The 17,892-nt window shown below is 73.0% G+C and carries 18 protein-coding genes; 13 read left to right on the top strand and 5 right to left on the bottom strand.

Annotated features, from left to right (window positions below; genetic code table 11):
- Window positions 1-39 precede the first annotated feature (39 nt).
- From miv_RS12810 to purU, 3 genes are all read left to right on the top strand, one after another.
- On the top strand, window positions 40-1,908 hold the full coding sequence (locus tag miv_RS12810) for an ABC-F family ATP-binding cassette domain-containing protein (protein WP_207183054.1): 1,869 nt from the start codon (window positions 40-42) through the stop codon (window positions 1,906-1,908).
- Entirely contained in the window at window positions 1,905-2,525 is a 621-nt protein-coding gene (locus miv_RS12805; RefSeq protein WP_207183053.1) for a class I SAM-dependent methyltransferase, read from the top strand. Before miv_RS12810 ends, miv_RS12805 begins: the two co-directional genes overlap by 4 nt.
- Before the next feature lie 67 nt (window positions 2,526-2,592).
- Window positions 2,593-3,456, top strand: coding sequence for a formyltetrahydrofolate deformylase (gene purU / locus miv_RS12800; protein WP_207183052.1), 864 nt, complete (start codon window positions 2,593-2,595; stop codon window positions 3,454-3,456).
- An 85-nt stretch (window positions 3,457-3,541) separates the two neighbouring features.
- Here purU and miv_RS12795 read toward each other — a convergent pair whose 3' ends face one another.
- Both miv_RS12795 and miv_RS12790 read right to left on the bottom strand, forming a co-directional pair.
- Window positions 3,542-4,507 carry an alginate O-acetyltransferase AlgX-related protein gene (locus miv_RS12795; protein WP_207183051.1) on the bottom strand — a complete coding sequence of 322 codons (966 nt, stop codon included), beginning with the start codon at window positions 4,505-4,507 and terminating at the stop codon, window positions 3,542-3,544.
- An 11-nt stretch (window positions 4,508-4,518) separates the two neighbouring features.
- Window positions 4,519-5,367, bottom strand: coding sequence for a class I SAM-dependent methyltransferase (locus miv_RS12790; RefSeq protein ID WP_207183050.1), 849 nt, complete (start codon window positions 5,365-5,367; stop codon window positions 4,519-4,521).
- A gap of 186 nt (window positions 5,368-5,553) precedes the next feature.
- Here miv_RS12790 and miv_RS12785 point away from each other — a divergent pair, with 186 nt between their 5' ends.
- From miv_RS12785 to miv_RS12755, 7 genes are all read left to right on the top strand, one after another.
- Entirely contained in the window at window positions 5,554-5,988 is a 435-nt protein-coding gene (locus miv_RS12785) for a GlcG/HbpS family heme-binding protein (protein WP_048428974.1), read from the top strand.
- Between the two features lie 8 nt (window positions 5,989-5,996).
- Entirely contained in the window at window positions 5,997-7,601 is a 1,605-nt protein-coding gene (locus miv_RS12780) for a peptide ABC transporter substrate-binding protein (protein WP_207183049.1), read from the top strand.
- Between the two features lie 24 nt (window positions 7,602-7,625).
- Complete coding sequence (locus tag miv_RS12775; protein WP_048428961.1) at window positions 7,626-8,549, top strand: ABC transporter permease; 924 nt, start codon at window positions 7,626-7,628, stop codon at window positions 8,547-8,549.
- Entirely contained in the window at window positions 8,546-9,661 is a 1,116-nt protein-coding gene (locus miv_RS12770) for an ABC transporter permease (protein ID WP_244748980.1), read from the top strand. Before miv_RS12775 ends, miv_RS12770 begins: the two co-directional genes overlap by 4 nt.
- Window positions 9,662-9,665: 4 nt before the next feature.
- A complete protein-coding gene (locus miv_RS12765) occupies window positions 9,666-11,264 on the top strand; it encodes an ABC transporter ATP-binding protein (protein ID WP_207183048.1) in 1,599 nt (532 codons plus the stop codon).
- Window positions 11,265-11,353: 89 nt separating this feature from the next.
- The gene (locus tag miv_RS12760; protein WP_207183047.1) at window positions 11,354-11,839 is read left to right on the top strand and encodes a hypothetical protein; all 486 of its coding nucleotides are present in this window, start codon (window positions 11,354-11,356) and stop codon (window positions 11,837-11,839) included.
- Between the two features lie 378 nt (window positions 11,840-12,217).
- Entirely contained in the window at window positions 12,218-12,934 is a 717-nt protein-coding gene (locus tag miv_RS12755; RefSeq protein WP_207183046.1) for a ribonuclease activity regulator RraA, read from the top strand.
- 134 nt (window positions 12,935-13,068) lie between these two features.
- On the opposite strand, the gene miv_RS12750 is transcribed toward miv_RS12755, so the two are convergent.
- The 3 genes from miv_RS12750 to ada all read right to left on the bottom strand — a co-directional run bounded on the left by miv_RS12750 (window position 13,069) and on the right by ada (window position 15,464).
- On the bottom strand, window positions 13,069-13,299 hold the full coding sequence (locus tag miv_RS12750) for a hypothetical protein (protein ID WP_207183045.1): 231 nt from the start codon (window positions 13,297-13,299) through the stop codon (window positions 13,069-13,071).
- Window positions 13,300-13,521: 222 nt separating this feature from the next.
- Window positions 13,522-14,241, bottom strand: coding sequence for a DUF4142 domain-containing protein (locus miv_RS12745; protein WP_207183044.1), 720 nt, complete (start codon window positions 14,239-14,241; stop codon window positions 13,522-13,524).
- Window positions 14,242-14,363: 122 nt separating this feature from the next.
- Window positions 14,364-15,464, bottom strand: coding sequence for a bifunctional DNA-binding transcriptional regulator/O6-methylguanine-DNA methyltransferase Ada (gene ada, locus miv_RS12740; protein WP_207183043.1), 1,101 nt, complete (start codon window positions 15,462-15,464; stop codon window positions 14,364-14,366).
- Between the two features lie 435 nt (window positions 15,465-15,899).
- Between ada and miv_RS12735 the strand changes: the two genes are divergently transcribed.
- From miv_RS12735 to miv_RS12725, 3 genes are all read left to right on the top strand, one after another.
- Window positions 15,900-16,793, top strand: coding sequence for a 3'-5' exonuclease (locus miv_RS12735; protein ID WP_207183042.1), 894 nt, complete (start codon window positions 15,900-15,902; stop codon window positions 16,791-16,793).
- Between the two features lie 163 nt (window positions 16,794-16,956).
- Complete coding sequence (locus tag miv_RS12730) at window positions 16,957-17,280, top strand: hypothetical protein (protein ID WP_207183041.1); 324 nt, start codon at window positions 16,957-16,959, stop codon at window positions 17,278-17,280.
- Between the two features lie 2 nt (window positions 17,281-17,282).
- On the top strand, window positions 17,283-17,849 hold the full coding sequence (locus miv_RS12725; protein ID WP_207183040.1) for a type II toxin-antitoxin system VapC family toxin: 567 nt from the start codon (window positions 17,283-17,285) through the stop codon (window positions 17,847-17,849).
- Window positions 17,850-17,892 lie beyond the last annotated feature (43 nt).

The following is a 17,892-nucleotide window of genomic DNA, read 5'->3' as shown; positions in this document are numbered from 1 at the left end:
CCCCTTGCCTCCCACGCCTGCCGCCCCCACAACGCCGCCATGCTCCGCGTGAACGACCTCACCTACCGGATCGGCGACCGCCTGATCCTCGACCAAGCCAGCTTCGCCCTGCCCGAGCGGGCGCGGGTCGGGATCGTCGGGCGCAACGGCGCCGGCAAGACCACCCTGTTCCGCATCATCCAGGGCGAGATCCCGACGGAAGGCGGCTCGATCGGCCTGCCGAAGGGCACCCGGATCGGCGGCGTGGCGCAGGAGGCCCCGGCCGGGCCAGAGACCCTGCACGCCGTGGTGCTCGCCGCCGATACCGAGCGCATGCGCCTGATGGCCGAGGCCGAGACCGCCGACGGGCTGCGCCGGGCCGAGATCGAGACCCGGCTCGTCGACATCGACGCCCATTCGGCGCCGGCCCGGGCCGCCGCGATCCTGCACGGCCTCGGCTTCGATGCGGAGGCTCAAGCCCGGCCCTGCTCCGACTTCTCCGGCGGCTGGCGGATGCGGGTGGCGCTCGCCGCCGTGCTCTTTTCCGAGCCGGACCTGCTGCTCCTCGACGAGCCGACCAACTACCTCGACATCGAGGGCACGCTCTGGCTCTACGACTACCTCGAGCGCTATCCGCGCACCGCGGTGATCATCAGCCACGACCGCGACCTCCTCGACACCTCCGTCGACCACATCCTCCACCTCGATCGCGGCAAGCTCACGCTCTATCGCGGCGGCTACACCTCCTTCGCCCGCCAGCTCGCCGAGAAGCGCACCCTCCAGGCCAAGGCCCGGGTGAAGCAGGAGGCCGAGCGCGCCCACCTCCAGAGCTTCGTCGACCGCTTCAAGGCGAAGGCGACCAAGGCGCGCCAGGCCCAGTCGCGGATGAAGCGGCTCGCCAAGATGGAGCCGATCGCGGCGCTCATCGAGGACGACGTGCCGGTGATCCACCTGCCGAGCCCCGAGCGCGCCCTGTCCCCGCCGCTCGTCGCGATGGAGCGGGTCCAGGCCGGCTATCCCGACCGCACGGTGCTGACCGGCCTCAACCTGACGCTCGCCCCCGACGACCGGGTGGCCTTGCTCGGCGCCAACGGCAACGGCAAGTCGACCTTCTGCAAGCTCATCGGCGGCCGGCTCGATCCGCTGTCCGGCGAGGTGCGGCGCTGGGGCAAGATGAACGTCGCCTATTTCGCCCAGCACCAGCTCGACGAACTCAGGCCCGCCGAGAGCGCCTACGCCCATGTCCGCGACCTGATGCCGGACGTGCCCGAGGCGAAGGCGCGGGCCGCGGCGGCCCGCCTCGGATTCCCCGGCCACAAGGCCGACACCCCGGTCTCGCAGCTGTCGGGCGGCGAGAAGGCGCGGCTCTTGATGGGGCTCTCCGCCTTCCACGGCCCCCATCTTCTGATCCTCGACGAGCCGACCAACCACCTCGACATCGAGAGCCGCCAGGCGCTGGTCGAGGCAATCAACGACTACGAGGGCGCGGTGATCCTGGTGAGCCACGACCGCTTCCTGGTCGAGGCCTGCGCCGACCGGCTGTGGCTCGTGCGCAACGGCACCGTGAAGCCCTTCGACGGCGACATGGACGATTACCGCCGCCTGGTGCTGGCCGGCCCCGAGGCCGAGACCGCCAAGGCCCAGGAGCCGACCGGCGGCGCCAGGGCGGTGGAGCGCCGCTCCAATGCCGAGCGCCGGGCGGCGCTCGCCCCCTTGCGCCGCAAGCTCGAGGCGGTGGAGGCCAGGATGGCCAAGCTCTCCGCCGCCATCGCCAAGATCGACACGGCGCTCGCCGACGGCACCGCCTTCCGCACCGACGCCGCCAAGGCCGGCGAACTCGCCCGCATGCGGGCCGAGGCCGCCGCGGCTCTCGGCAGCGCCGAGGAGGAGTGGCTGGAGGTGAGCGGGGAGCTGGAGGCGGAGGCGTGACGGACGGGAGCGCTCCCCGGGGCATTGCCGGCTACGCCGCCGAGGCCGAGCGGCTGGTCTCGCAATACGAGAGCATCGCCTTCTCGGAGATCCACGCGGCGATCCTGCCGCTCCTGCCCGCGCCGCCGGCCCATGTCCTCGATATCGGGGCCGGGACCGGGCGCGATGCGGCGGGCTTCGCCGCCCTCGGCTATCGCGTCACCGCCGTCGAGCCGACGCTCGAACTGCGCCGGCAGGCGGTCCTCCTGCACCCGTCCCCGTCGATCGACTGGCTGGACGACGGCCTGCCTGACCTCGCCGCCCTCTCCGGGCGTGGCGACCGCTTCGACGTCGTGATGCTCACCGCCGTCTGGATGCATCTCGACGAGGCCGAGCGGCGGTGCGCGATGCCGCGCCTCGCCGCCCTGATGCGGATCGGCGGCGTAATGGCCTTGTCGCTGCGCCACGGTCCCGTGCCGGAGGGGCGGCGGATGTTCGACGTGTCGGCGGCCGAGACGATCGACCTCGCGCGCGGGTGCGGCCTACGCTGCCTCCTCTGCCGCACCGACGCGGATGCCCAGCTCGGCCGGCCCGGCGTGACCTGGGACCGGGTCGCCTTCGTCCGGGACGACGCGTAAGGGGCTTCACGCGCCCGAGACGATCGCCTAGGGCGTGGGCCGATTCTCGTTTCCGGCCCGGGTACCCATGACCACCCCCTCCTACGTCCTCTCCCTCTCCTGCACCAACGTCCCGGGCATCGTCGCCGGCGTGTCGGCCTACCTGTTCGAGGCCGGCTGCAACATCCTCGACGCGCAGCAATTCGACGACGTCGAGACCGGCCGCTTCTTCATGCGCATCGTGTTCAACCCGGTACAGGGCGCGCCGGGGCGGGACGCGCTGGCGCAGGGCTTCGAGGCGGTGGCCCGGCGCTTCGGCATGGACTGGACCCTGCGCGACCGGGCCGAGCGCCGCCGCGTGATGCTGCTCGTCTCCCGCTTCGACCATTGCCTCAACGACCTCCTCTACCGCTGGCGCATCGGCGAATTGCCGATGGAGGTCTGCGCCGTGGTCTCGAACTATCCGCGGGAGATCTACGGCGCGGCGGATCTCGCCGGCGTCCCGTTCCATCACCTGCCGATCACGCCGGACACCAAGCCCCAGCAGGAGGCCGCCCTGTGGCGCCTCGTCGAGGAGACCGGCGCCGAGTTGGTGGTGCTCGCCCGCTACATGCAGATCCTGTCGGACGACCTCTCGCACAAGCTCGCGGGCCGCTGCATCAACATCCACCACTCGTTCCTGCCCGGCTTCAAGGGCGCCAAGCCCTACCACCAGGCCCACGTGCGCGGCGTGAAGCTGATCGGCGCCACCTCGCACCTCGTCACCGGCGACCTCGACGAGGGGCCGATCATCGAGCAGGACGTCGAGCGCATCTCGCACCGCGACACCCCCGAGGATCTGGTGCGCAAGGGCCGGGACATCGAGCGCCGGGTGCTCGCCCGCGCCGTGCGCTACGTGCTGGAGGACCGGGTGATCGCCAACGGCCGCAAGACCGTGGTGTTCACCGACTGATACCAACGGTCGTTGAAAACGACCTTTGGTTCCGTTCTCGAATTTTCGCCAAGCCTCTGGCTTGGTGTCGAAAATTTGAGATGGTTCAACGGCCCGATGCGTCAGCATCTTGGGCCGTTGGTATGAGCCCGGGATTCTCCGCGAGCAGCCGGGCGATCTTCTCGTCCTCGTAGCGCCCGACGTCGAAGCCGTCGTCGTCGGGCAGCCGGGCCATGTAGCGCTCGGCGGATTCGGTGAGCAGGATCGCCGGGCGCAGCCGCGCGACGAGGCCCCAATCGATCTCCGCCGACCAGACGAAATCGACCCGCCGGAAGGTCTCGGCGAGCATGCTGGTGAGCCCCAGGCCCCCGTAGCCCGAATAGGACGAGCCGAACACGAGCAGCGAGCGCGGGTCGGCCGCCGGGTCGTCGGTGCGGAACCCGACCCGCACGCCGGTATGGAGGGCAAGCTCCGGGTGGCGCTCGGCCAGTGCGTGGAGGCGGCCCTCCTCGGCGATCCCGGCGGTCCGGCGGATCGCCCGGTAGGTCGAGGTCTCGCTCACCGGAAATTGCAGCTTCTCGCCGAGATCCATGCGGCGGGTGACTTCGTGGGCCGGCCGCGTCTCCAGGAGGTCGGGAATCGCCGCCGCGCCGCAGGCCGCGCAGATCGCCCGGTAGGCGACGAAGGTGCCCTGCGAGGTCCAGTGCGTGTCGGTCCGGTAGTACAGTTCCGCCGCGTCGCGCCGGGCCCTGAGCGGCGTCAGGGCGTCGACCCACAGCCGGCGCCCCGCGGGCGTGAGACGCAGCAACTGCCCCAGCCGGCGCGTCGGCGAGCGCGAGGCCCGGACCGGGCCGTCGCCGTGGAACTTGTGGTCGTAGACGCTCAGCTTCTCGGGCGAGGACAGATGCAGGTAGCGGGCGTGGAGCCGCGCGGCCTTGTCGGCACGGGCGAGCAGCAGCCGGCGCCAGCCCCGCAGCATGCGCCAGACCTCCGGGGTGTTGGCGTAGAGGTCCGCCGCCCGGTTGGTGCCGACGGTCAGAAACAGCCAGCCGTCCTGCCCGATATGGAACATTCCCGTCCTTCTCAGATCGCCGCGTGGTTCGCCTGCGTCCGGCGGCCGACCACGGCGTAGAGCGTGCGCATCCGGCCGGCGAGCGGGCGGCGGTGATAGGCGATCCGCGTCTCGCCAAAGCCGATGATCTGAAGCCAGCGCACGATCGTCCGCGGCGGGATCTGCCACCAGGTCGCGAACGGGTTGCCCTGGCCGGTGCGGGGCAGGAAGACCAGGGGGGCGTCGGCGCGCCGGTCCGCCCACCGCTCGCGTGCGAACGGCCCGTGCCGGGGGTCGCCGAGCCAGCCGTCGTCGACGAGCCGGCCCGGATCGTACCACGGCCGGCGCGGCAGCGTGCCGGTGACCACGGCGGTCTCCTGGACGAGGCGCAGCGCGCTGTGCAGCGCCCGGAACGGGTCGCGGACCTGCGCCAGCGCCCCCAGAACCGCGAGATCGACCGGGCCGATCGCCTCGGGCACGGCATGGAGGTCGCCCTCCACCCGCTCGGCCCGCGAGCCCAGGGCGGCGTGGCAGTGGCGATAGGCGCGGGCGATCCGGGCTTGGTGTTCGTCGAGGAGCGGTACCAGGTGGGAGGCCGGCGCGCCGTCGCAGAACGGCACCAGGTCCCAGTGCCGGCCCTCGGCCCGGTCGTAGGACACGACCTCGGCGCCCAGGGCCTCCATGGCGAAGCTGGTGAAGCCGCTGAGCGCGCAGGCATCGAGCACGCGTCGGCCGCGCAGCGGCACGTCGCCGAGGCAGGCGGAGAAGTTCTCCCGCAGGTCGATCTCGCCCGCCAGCGTGCCGTGGCCGGGCAGGTCGATCGTGTGCGTGAGGTGCAGGCCCTCGGAGAGGCCCGCGGCAGCGGGGTCGCGGTCCGACATGTCCCTCAAGGCGCCGATGGTGCGCGGGGCCGGTATCACGACGGTCGCGCTGCGGCAACGCGGGGCCCCGGCGGTCGATGCCCCGACCCTGGCATCCCCCGGCCCGTCAGGGTAAGCCCCGGGGACCCGAGGAGAGCGGCCCGCCCGCGCGGCCCGCCGACCCGACGACCCGGAGTTCCCGATCCCATGTCCGACCTCACCCTCGACGCCGCCTCGACCCTCGTGACCGCCGCCCTCAAGGCCGGCCGCGACCTCGGGCTCAAGCCCCTGGCGGTGGTGGTGCTCGACGCCCGCGGCGCCCTCAAGGCGGCCTCCGTCGAGGACGGCACCAGCCTGAAGCGGGCCGAGATCGCCCTCGGCAAGGCCAACGGCGCGCTGGCGCTCGGCATCGGCTCGCGCGCCATCGCCAAGCGGGCCGAGGAGCAGGCCTACTTCGTCGCCGCGGTGACCCACGTGGCGGGCCCCGCCGGGCTGATCCCGGTCCCGGGCGGCGTGCTGATCAAGCGCGACGGCGTGCTCCTCGGCGCCGTCGGCATCTCGGGCGACACCTCGGACAACGACGAGAAGGCGGCGCTCGCCGGAATCGAGGCCGCCGGCCTCCAGGCCCAGACCGGCGCCTGAGCCCGGCGATGCGGCGCCGGGACGTCCTCGCGGGCTTCGGTGCCGCATCCTTGGGCGCCGCGCCCTTCGGCGCGGCGGTCCCCGCCCGCGCGGCCGGTCCCGCCGCCTACCGGCGCGGCAACGGCGCCGACCCCGAGACCCTCGACCCGCACAAGACCTCGACCGTGGCCGAGGCGACGATCCTCCTCGACCTCTACGAGGGCCTGAGCACCTACGGCCCCGACGGCGCCCTGATGCCGGGGGCGGCCGCGGGCTGGACCACCTCCGCCGACGGCCTGACCTGGACCTTCGCGTTGCGCCCCGACGGGCGCTGGTCGAACGGCGATCCGGTCGTCGCCGACGACGTCGTGCACGGCTTCCGCCGCATGCTCGACCCGGCGACGGGGGCGAAATACGCCAGCGTGCTGGCGCCGATCCTGAACGCCGAGGCGGTCAACCGCGGGGCGATGCCGGCGGACGCCGTCGGGGTGTCGGCGCCCGCTCCGCTCACGGTGGTGATCCGGCTCGCCCAGCCGACCCCCTACTTCGCCGAGCTGATGGCCCACCAGGCGAGCACGCCGCTCCACCGGCCCTCGCTCGCCCGCTTCGGCGACGCCTTCACCCGGCCCGGCAACCTCGTGTCGAACGGCGCCTACGTGCTGAAGGACTTCTCGCCCAACGACCGCATCGTGGCGATCCGCAACCCGCATCACCGCGACGCCGCCGCGATCGCGATCCCCCGGGTCGAGTACATCCCGACCCCCGATCTCGCCGCCGCGGTGCGCCGCTTCGCCGCCGGCGAGATCGATTCCCTCGAGGACCTGCCCGCCGACCAGGTGAAGGCGCTCAAGGCCCGGTTCGGCGCGGGCGTGATCCTCAACCCGGCCCTCGGCGTGCTGGCGCTGATGGTGAACGTGCGCAAAGCCCCCCTCGGGGATGCCCGGGTACGCCGGGCCCTGTCGCTTGCCCTCGACCGCGAGTTCCTGGCGGACGCCGTGTGGGGCGAGACGATGCTGCCGGCCTATTCCCTGACGCCGGCCGGCCTCGACAACGCGCTTCTCCCGCCCACGATGCCGGGCCGGGACCTGTCGCCGCTCGAGCGCGAGGACGCGGCGGGCGCGCTCCTGCGCGAGGCCGGCTACGGACCGGGCGGCACCCCGCTCGCGGTCGAGCTGCGCTACAACATCACCGACAACAACCGGAACACCATGGTGGCGATCGCCGACATGTGGCGGCCGCTCAACGTCGCGACGTCCTTCGCCGCCACCGACGCCAAGACCCATTTCGCCTATCTGCGCGACGGCGGCCCGTTCGACCTCGCCCGGATGAGCTGGATCGCCGATTACGCCGACCCGCAGAACTTCCTGTTCCTGGTCGAGAGCGGGAACGACGGCTTCAATTCCGGGCACTACGCCAACCCGGCCTACGACGCCCTGATGCGCGAGGCCGCCCGCGAGACCGACCTTCAGGCCCGCGCCCGGATCCTCTACCGTGCGGAAGAACTCTTTCTCGCCGACCTGCCCTGGATCCCGCTGCTGCATTACCGGCACAAGCACCTGATCGGCCCGCGCCTGCGCGGCTTCCAGCCCAACCTGCGCGGCGTCTCGCCGACGCGCTGGCTGTCGCTCGCATGAGGCCCCGACCATGATGCCCCGCGCATGATCGCCTACGTGCTGCGCCGCCTCGCCCAGGCCGTCCCGACGCTGTTCATCGTCGTCACCCTGTCGTTCTTCCTGGTGCGGCTGGCGCCGGGCGGCCCCTTCGACCTGGAGCGGCCCCTGCCGGCCGCCGCGATGGAGAACCTGCGCCGGGTCTACGGCCTCGACCAGCCGCTGCTGGTCCAGTACGGGCGCTACCTCGCGGCTTTGGCGCGGGGCGATCTCGGGCCGTCCTTCTCGGTGCGCGACCTCTCGGTGGCCGAGCTGTTCGCCCGCGGCCTGCCGGTCTCGATGACGCTGGGGGCGCTCGCCCTCCTCGTCTCGCTCGTCCTCGGCACCCTGCTCGGGGGCCTCTCGGCCCTGCGGCGGGGCTCGGCCCTCGACCATGCGGTGACGACGCTCGGCACCTTCGCGCTGACCGTGCCGGGCTTCGTGGTGGCGCCGCTGCTCCAGATCGCCTTCGGGCTGACCCTGCGCTGGCTCCCCGTCGGCGGCTGGGACGACGGATCGCCGAGAAACCTCGTCCTGCCGGTCGTCACCCTGGCGCTGCCGCAGGTCGCCGTGGTGGCGCGGCTCTTCCGGGCCGGCCTCGTCGAGGTGTTCGACCGGCCGCATTGGCGCACCCTGCGGGCGCTGGGGCTTGCGCCCCGCACCCTGGCGCTCCACGGCCTGCGCGGCGCGGCGCTCCCCGTCGTGTCCTATCTCGGCCCGGCGGCGGCGGGGCTCCTCACCGGCTCGGTGGTGGTCGAGACGGTGTTCGGCCTGCCCGGCGTCGGGCGCTACTTCGTCGACGGGGCGATCAACCGCGACTACACGCTGGTGCTCGGCACGGTGGTGCTGATCGCGGTCTTCGTCCTCGTGCTCAACCTCCTGTCCGACCTCGCCTGCGCGCTGATCGATCCCCGCCTGAGGGATTTCGGGTGATCTCGTCCCCGTCCGTCCTCGCCTTCGCCGAGGCCTCGCTCCTCGCCCGCGCCCGGCGCCGCCTCCTCGGTGATGGGCTCGCGCGGGCCTGCGCGGCGCTCCTCGCCGTGGTGGCGCTCGCCTGCCTTCTCGGGCCCTTCGTCACCGGCCACCCCTACGACCGGCTCTACTACGATTATCCGGGCGTCCCGCCGTCGCTCGCGCTCTACCCCAGGCCCGAGGCCGTGGGCCCGGCCCTCGATCGGCTCGCCCTCCGCATGCGGGTGCGGGCCGAGGACGTCGCGGTCACCGGGGAGGCGGTACGCCTGACGCTCGCCTCCGACCGGCCGATCGACGACCGGGTGCTCACCTTCTTCTCCCGCTCCGACACCTTCGGCGAGGCCCGCCTCCTCGGGCGCTCCGAGGACGGGCGGCGGCTCGCCGTCGAGGCGCCGTTGCGCGCCCTGCGCTTCCTCGCCGGCACCGACGCGCTCGGGCGCGACCTCCTCACCCGCACGCTCACCGCCGGCCGCCTGTCCCTGGCGCTCGGCCTGATGGCGACCGCGGTGGCCCTCGGCATCGGGGTGGCCTACGGGGCGCTGGCCGGCACGCTCGGCGGGCGGGTCGACGCGGCGATGATGCGCCTCGTCGACATCCTGTACTCCCTGCCCTTCGTGTTCTTCGTCATCATGCTGGTGGTGTTCTTCGGCCGCTCGGTGGCGCTGATCTTCGTCGCGGTCGGCGCCGTGGAATGGCTCGACATGGCCCGCATCGTCCGGGCGGAGGCGCAAGCCATCCGCCGGCGCGACTACGTGCGGGCGGCCGAGGCGCTGGGCCTCTCCACGAGCGCGATCCTGCGCCGGCACGTCGTGCCGAACCTGCTCGGCCCCGTCGTCGCCTTCGCGGCCCTGATGGTGCCGCGGGTGATCCTGCTCGAGAGCTTCCTCTCGTTCCTCGGCCTCGGCGTGCAGGAGCCGGCGACGAGCTGGGGCGTGCTGATCGCCGACGGCGCCCGCTCCCTCGAGACCGCGCCCTGGATGCTGATCGTGCCGGCCTCGTTCCTCGTCGCCACCCTGCTCGCCCTGACGCTGCTCGGCGAGCGCCTGCGCGACGCCCTCGACGTGCGGGGGTGAGCGCATGACCCTCCTGCAGCTGCGCGGGCTGACCGTGCGCTACCCCGAGGCCGGCGTGACGGCGTTGGAGAGCCTCGACCTCGACCTCGCCCGGGGCGAGACCCTGGCCCTCGTCGGCGAATCGGGTTCGGGCAAGAGCCAGGTGGCGCTCGCCGTCATGGGCCTGCTGCCGCCCCAGGCGCGGGTCTCGGGCTCGGTGCGCGTCGACGGGACCGAGCTGACGGCGCTGGACCGCCCCGCCCTCGACCGGATCCGCGGCGCCCGCATCGGCCTGGTGTTCCAGGAGCCGATGACGGCTTTGGATCCGCTCTTCACCGTCGGCCACCAGATCGCCCTGCCGCTGCGCGCCCATCGCGGCATGGGCCGGCGCCAGGCGGCGGCGCGGGCGCGCGAGCTGCTCGATCTCGTCGGCATCCGCGATGCGGCCTCGCGCCTCTCGGCCCATCCCCACGAGCTCTCCGGCGGCGAGCGCCAGCGGGTGATGATCGCCATGGCGCTCGCCGGCGAGCCCGACCTCCTGATCGCCGACGAGCCGACGACGGCCCTCGACGTCACCGTCCAGGCCCAGATCCTGGCGCTGCTCGCCGATCTCAAGCGGCGCCTCGGGCTTGCCCTCCTGTTCATCACCCACGACCTGCGGCTGGTGCGGCGCATCGCCGACCGCACGGCGGTCCTGCGGGCCGGCCGCCTCGTCGAGACCGGGCCGACCGGAGAGCTGTTCCGGAACCCGCGGGCTTCCGAGACCCGCGGTCTGCTGGCCGCCGAGCCCGCGGGCCGCAAGGACCCGGTGCCGGAGGAGGCCCCGGTGGTGCTGGAGGCGCGCGGCGTGTCGGTCGGCTATCCGGGCCGGCGGCGCTTCCTGCGGGCGGAGCCGCCGCGCCTCGCGGTCTGCGGCATCGATCTCACCGTGCGGGCCGGCCAGACGATCGGGGTCGTGGGCGAATCGGGCTCGGGCAAGTCGAGCCTCGGCCGGGCGCTCATCCGCCTCGAGCCCGCCGCCCACGGCCTGGTGCGGTTCGAGGACCGTGACCTGACGGCCCTCGACCGGAGGGCGCTCCGCCCCCTGCGCCGGGGCTTCCAGCCGGTGTTCCAGGATCCGATGGGCTCGCTCTCGCCGCGCCTCACCGCGGGCGAGATCGTGGCCGAGGGCCTGCGGGTCCACAGCCCCCATCTGAGCGCCGCCGACCGCGACGCCCGGGCGGCGGAGGCGTTTTCCGAGGTGCGGCTCGATCCCACCTGGCGCCACCGCTTCCCGCACGCCTTCTCGGGCGGCCAGCGCCAGCGCATCGCCATCGCCCGGGCGATGATCCTGCGGCCGCGCCTCGTCGTCCTCGACGAGCCGACCTCGGCCCTCGACCGCACGGTGCAGCGCGACATCGTCGCCCTGCTGCGCGACTTCCAGGCGGCGCACGGCCTCGCCTACCTGTTCATCTCCCACGACCTCGCGGTGGTCCGCGCCCTCGCCGACACCGTGCTGGTCCTGCGCGCCGGACGCGAGGTCGAGCGCGGCCCGACCGACGCGGTGCTGGCGCGCCCGCGCGAGGCCTATACGCGGGCGCTCGTGGCCGCGGCCGATCTCGACGGCGATCTCTCGCAGGCGTGAGGCGTCCCCGACCGCCCCGCCCTTGAACCTCCGGCGGCGGCGCGCCACTTCGCGCCTTCCGATAGGGCATCACCTGGAGAACGAGACTGATGCGCTCCGCGCTCGCCCTCACGCTGCTCGCGCTCGCCGCCGTTCCGGCCGCCGCCCAGCCCGCCCCCAAGGGCCCGCCCAAGCCCCCGCCGCCGCCCAAGGATGCCCCCAAGGAGGCGCCCCAGCCCGATCCCGTGGCGGCGATGCTGTTTCCGTGCCGGACGCCGGAGGAGACCTGCTACGTCGGCGTGGTCAAGGACGGCAAGGTCACGGTGCTGTTCACCAACGACCGCAAGGCCGACGAGATCGCCGGCAAGCCGATGGCCGTTTCCGGAGACGGCCTCGACCTCGCCAAGGCCGAGAACCGCACCGTGATGCTGGTCGGCAGCTACGACCCGAAGGACGGCCTGACCAAGGCCGAGGTGGTCGACGTGGCGAGCCCGCTGGTCGCCTTCGCGCTCAAGACCACGATCGGCGGCGGCGAGGCCGACGAGGGCGGCGACGAGCCCCCGGCGCCCCCGCCACCGGCGCCGCGCAAGAAGTAGGGGGCGCCTCCGCCCGGACCCTGCCCCCCTCCGCGCAGGACTGTCTGGGGGAAACAATGGCGCGTCTCCCCTCTCCCACATCTTGCAGCGATACCGGGCAAGCCCGGCATCGCCTGGAGAGGGGATCCCGCGCTCGATCTCCAAAAGGACGTTTTCCCGGACAGCCCTGCGCCGCGGGGAAGGGCTTCCGCTCGGATCGTGCCCTGGCAAACTGGTTGATGTACTAAAACATTAGTGCTTCAATGGCATGTCACAGGCTGCCGGACCGGCGGCCGCGGAGCGGCGAAGTCGTCCGGGTGGCGGGGAGGATCGGTGGCGGCACGGCGTCCCACGGGCTTTCCGCCGCCCGCGGCCTTCGCTCCCGACCGGAGAGCCCCGATGCCCTTGAGCCCCGAGACCCGCGCGACGTTGAAGACCGTCAGCACCGCGACCCTGGCCACCGCCCTGTTCAAGCGCGGCCTGCGCAACCAGTTCATCCAGGACGTGCGCCCCCTCAACCCGCAGGCCGGGACGATGGTCGGCGAGGCCTATACGCTGCGCTACATCCCGGCCCGGGAGGACCTGAACACGCTCGCGGTCTTTCGCGATCCCGGCCACCCACAGCGCGTCGCCGTCGACCAGTGCCCCGAGGGTGCGGTGCTGGTGATGGACAGCCGCAAGAATCCGCGGGCGGCCTCCGCCGGGGCGATCCTGGTGACGCGGCTGATGAAGCGGGGCGCGGCCGGCGTCGTCACCGACGGCGGCTTTCGCGATTCGCCCGAGATCGGCGCCCTGCCCTTCCCGGCCTACCACAACCGGCCGTCGGCTCCGACCAACCTGACCCTGCACCAGGCGCTCGACATCAACGTGCCGATCGGCTGCGGCGACGTCGCGGTGTTTCCCGGCGACGTGGTGGTGGGCGACGGCGAGGGCGTGATCGTGATCCCGGCGGAGATCGCCGACGAGATCGCCGCGGAGGCCGCCGAGATGACGGTGTTCGAGGATTTCGTGCTGGAGGAGGTCCAGGGCGGCCGCGGCGTAATCGGGCTCTACCCGCTGATCGACGAGCAGGCGAAGGCCGATTTCGCGGCCTGGCGGCAGAGAACCGGGCGCTGAGCCGGAAGCCCCGGCGAAGCAGACTTGCGTCGGCAGGCCAACGCTTCGCCCGCTCAGGTTCTTGTCGTGTCGCAGATTTTTGCCGCCGAACCGGTGTCCACTTCGGCGAAATCTGCTCAAGGCTTGGCGCCGGCCTACAGCATCATCCCGACCATCAGCACCGCCACCATGGTGGCGGTGGCGCCGAGCGCCGCGGCCCACAGGCCGGCTTCCGCGCTATAGCCGGCTCGGCCGTTGTCGTTGGCCGCCTGCGGCAGCACGCTGGGGAAGCGGCGCCACTTGCGCAGGTGCGACGGCGCGGTCGCGATCAGATGCGGCTGGGGCGCGACGGCGTTGTGGCGGCACGACATGGGTTGGCGCTCCACGGGGAAGCTCGCACGACGGTGTTCATCGGGTCTGCCGGCCAAGCTTGGCGGCGGCGGTCAGGGAGAGAACGCCGATCTCCGCGCAACGATCCGTGCCCGGCGTAAATTCGGCGGCGGTCGCCTTGGGGGCGGGCCGCCGCCTCGTCGCGAATCCTGGCCCGCCGATGGGCGAAGGCGGAACCGCGTCCCGCCCCGCCCGCGACGGCCGTCGGGCGCTGGGTATCAGAACAGCGAGTCGGCGTTCGAGTAGCGGTCGGCCAGGCGGTCGGCCTCGCCGGCCTCCTCGCGCAGCATCGGCGCCGCCTCGTTGGCGAAGGTGCGGCCGACCCGGCTGTCGCCGTAGCGCGAATAGGTCTCGTAGAGCTGCACGCTGTTGCCCTGGGCCCGGGCCTGGTCGGCGGTGTAGAGCGCGTCGAAGCGCTTGCCGCTCGGGGCCGCCTGCAGGCGCGCCAGGCGCTGCTCGCGGGCGGGGTCGAGGGCGACGCGGCGGCCCGGGGTGCCCGGATCGGCATCGACGAGCGAGCGGCCGAAGGCCGGCTGGCCCTGGAGCACGTTGCCGACCACCGCGATCGGCGCGGTGGCGATGGCGAGCGGCGCCGTGAGGATGTTGCCCGCGCCGAGGAGGCCGGTGCCGGAATCGCCCACCACGGTCCCGGAGGGGCTGAGCGAGGTGCCGCGGGGCAGGAGCGCGTCGGTGGTGGCCTGGCGGTTGACGATCGTCTGCTCGGCGTAGCCGCGCACCGCGCGGTTGTTGGACTTCTGGAGCGCCAGGCGGCTCGCCTCGATGGTGTAGGCGTCGCTGCGCAGGGCCTCGGCGCGGAACGCCTCGGTCGATTCGGCCGCCGGACGGTCGCTCGGGAAGATCACGAGGTTCTGGGCCGCGGCCGGCAGGCTGCCGGCGATCGTCACGCCGATCGCGGCCAGAAGAGCAGTACGAGACATGGGATGAGATCCACTTGGATAGAGCTTTGCCGTACGGATCGCCGCACTGCGAAAGCCTGACGCCCCTTCGGCCCCACAACCTGCCCCCCGCGTGAAAGTTCCGCAGCGGGAGCCGGCCTCCGTTAGGGCCTGTCCGCGGCATCACGCTCCCGGTCGAGCAGGGCCTGCTTGCGCGCGATGCCCCAGCGATAGCCCGACAGGCTGCCGTCCTGGCGCACCACCCGGTGGCACGGCACCGCCACGGCGATCGGGTTGGCGCCGCAGGCGAGCGCCACCGCCCGGGCGGCGCTCGGGGCGCCGATCGCCCGGGCGATCTCCGCGTAGGTCGCGGTGCGCCCCGGCGGGATCGCCCGCAGGGCCTGCCACACCCGCTGCTGGAAGGCGGTGCCGCCGATGTCGAGCGGCAGGGCCGCGGCGGCGCCCGGGGCCTCGACGAGGCCGATCGCCAGGGCCACCGTCGCGTCGAACGCCGCGTCGCCCCCTGTCAGCGCCGCCTTCGGGAAGCGGTCCTGGAGGTCGCGCAGCAGGGCGTCGGGATCGTCGCCGAGCAGGATCGCGCAGACGCCCCGCTCGGTTGCCGCCACCAGGACGTGGCCGAGCGAGCAGGCACCGACCGCGAAGCGGATCGCCGCGCCCTCCCCACCCCGGCGATAGGCGGTGGGCGTCATGCCGAGGCGCTCGGGCGCCGCGTCGTAGAACCGGCTCGCCGCGCCGTAGCCGGCCTCGTAGATCGCCTCCGTCACCGTCCTGTCCTCCTGCCGCAGGCTCGCCGCCGCCCGCGCCGCCCGCCGGCCCGCCCCGTAGGCCTGCGGCGTCACCCCGGTGATCCGCTTGAACACCCGGTGGAAGTGATAGGGGCTCGAGCCCGCCGCCGCCGCGAGGTCGGCGAGCGCCGGCGGGCTCTCCGCCGCCTCGATCAGCCGGCAGGCCCGGGCCACCGCCTCCGCCTGGCGCTCGGCCAGGCTCGCCTCGTTCGGGCGGCAGCGCCGGCAGGGCCGGAAGCCCGCCTCTTCCGCCGCCGCGCAGGTGGGGTGGAAGCTGACGTTCTTCGGGAGCGCCGGCCGGGCGGCGCAGCTCGGCCGGCAATAGACCCCGGTCGTCCGCACCGCGTAGACGAACAGGCCGTCCGCCGCCCGGTCGCGCCGCGCCACCGCGGCGAAGCACGCGGCGTCGTCGAGGGGCGGGGGGGGCCCCGCGGCGGCATCGAGATCCGGGTTGCGCATGGCCGTCCTGCCTTCCTGTCCGGGCGATGGCGCCATCCTGGCTCCTCCGCCCGCCCGCCGCATCCCGGCGCTTGCTCCCGAATTCCGGCCTCGCGCACGGCTCCGCTCGATCGAAGTCTACCCCGACGACGGTTCCTCCGCTGCCCCCGAAACCGGGGAAGCGGCGGCAGGTTGGGGACGGGTCGGACCGGCGCGAGCGGGCCCGGCGCCCCGCCCGCCGCGCTTCCTCCCCGGCCGGCGGGGGCCTGCTCCTCGGATCTCCTCCACCTGCCCCGCGGCCCACCGGGTCGCGGGGCTTTGTTCGGCCGGAGCGCGATTGCGGTGGAGCGTGGCGGCCGGGCTCTTGGCCGGACGGCCGGCCCGGGGGTAAGCCTTGCCTCAAGCAACGACATGCGCCGCCGCCGCGCGGCCGCTGGGCTTCGGGGTGACCGCCGCTTGACCGACGCGCTCGACGACATCGCCGCCATCCTGGAGCGCACCGGCGACTACCGCGTGCTGCGCCGGCTCGGCCCCTTCGTGCCCCCGGACGGGGAGCCGGACGAGCCGACCTTCGTCGGGCTGATCCTCGACACCGAGACGACCGGCATCGACGTCACGGCCGACGAGGTGATCGAGCTCGGCATCATCAAGTTCGAGTACGGTGCCAGCGGGCGGATCTACCGGGTGCTGGAGCGGTTCAACCAGCTCCACCAGCCCTCCGGCCCGATCCCCGAGGCGGTGGTGCGCCTCACCGGCATCACCGACGCCGACGTCGCCGGCCAGCGCATCGACGACGCGGCGGTCGAGGCCCTGGCGGCGGAGGCGCGGGTCGTCATCGCCCACAATGCCCGCTTCGACCGGCAGATGTGCGAGCGCCGCTGGCCGATCTTCGTGTCGCGCAACTGGGCCTGCTCCTGCCACCAGATCCCCTGGCGGGCGGAGGGCCACGAGGGGATGCGGCTCGGCCATCTGCTCGCCGATCACGGCCATTTCCACAACGGCCACCGGGCGATCGACGATTGCGAGGCGTTGCTGGCGATCCTCGCCCGGCCGCTGCGCGCCTCCGGCCGCCTCGCCTTCACGGCGCTGCTCGAGGCGGCGCGCCGCCCCACCGTACGGCTCTGGGCCTCCGACGCCCCGATCGCCCTCAAGGACCGGCTCAAGGACCGCAACTACCGCTGGTCGCCCCGGCGCCGCTGCTGGTACGTCGACCTCGACGAGGAGCAGATCGAGATCGAGCGCACGTTCCTGTCGCGCGAGATCTACCGCGGCACCCTGCCCTCCGGCCTGCCCGCCGACCGCTTCACCGCCCGCGACCGGTTCTCGAACCGGGCGGATCCGGAGGCGTAGGCAGCACGGCTGCCGCCGGATCCAGCCGCCCGTCCGGTCGCCGGAAGCCGCCCGAGATGATCCAGCTCGAGACCCGTCTTCCGCCATTGGCCATTGCGGTCCCCGACGGCTTGCCGATATGCCAATCCTCATCGCGGATGTGTCTCGCGAGACGGGAGGACCCATGGTGGCCGTGCCTGCCGACGATCGATCCGATGCCGTAACCGCGCCTCGCACGGCCGAAGCCCGACCGACGCCCATCGAGCGGATGATCCCGGCGATCATGGACCGCGCGGCCGAGATGGGTCTGCTGAATGCGGAGACCCATCAGGTCGGCGCGCGGCTTCCGGTGAGGCTGCTCGAGCAGGCCAAGCGGCGGACCGGCATCGGGTCCACCAACGACCTTCTGGCCTTCGCCCTCGCCAACGTGGCGGTCGACGACGATTTCGCGGCAGTCTTCGCGCGCGCCCGCGGCACGCTCGATCCGGATCTCGATATCGGCGTCTGAACGTGCCCCTGCTCTCGAAGCGCGCGGAGCGGGTTTGCGCGCGCCTCGATCTCCCGCGGCTCGCCCCGCGCCCGCGAACCGAACTCTCCTACCTCGAGGACGATCTTCCCTCGATCGGCGGACCGCTGCCGCTCGATACCGGAGTCTACATCCACCAGCTCAAGGGTCGGACGCCCCTCGCGCTGGACGACCTTCTCGGCTTGCGCCGCATCAATCACAGCGTCGTCGCCGTCCAGGAGATGCTGCATGCGATCGGCGTCCTCGACCCCGCCGATCCTCGGACGACCGCGAATGTCACGGCCATTCGCGGCGTCCTCGATGGCATCCCCTCATACCGCTTGCATACGCCCACGCAGGACGTGCTGACCGACGCCGCGGTCTATGCGGGCGTCCTGTGCCGGCTCCAAGGCTACGCGAGGGACAGGCGCATGAAGGCCCTGCACGATTGCACGCTGTTCTTCCAGGCACGCCAGCTCGGCTGTACCCTGCTGACCGCGAACGTCGTCGATTTCGACTGCCTGCAGCAATTGCGGCCCGAGGGGCGCGTCCTGTTCTACCAGGCCGCGTGATGCCTTCACCCTCCCCGTGTCACCAGCGCCACACGCTCGCCCC

This window comes from Methylobacterium indicum (assembly GCF_017347565.1).
Classification (GTDB): Bacteria; Pseudomonadota; Alphaproteobacteria; order Rhizobiales; family Beijerinckiaceae; genus Methylobacterium; species Methylobacterium indicum.
The sequence above is the reverse complement of the archived record's forward strand: the minus strand, read 5'-3'. Positions and strand labels throughout refer to the sequence as shown.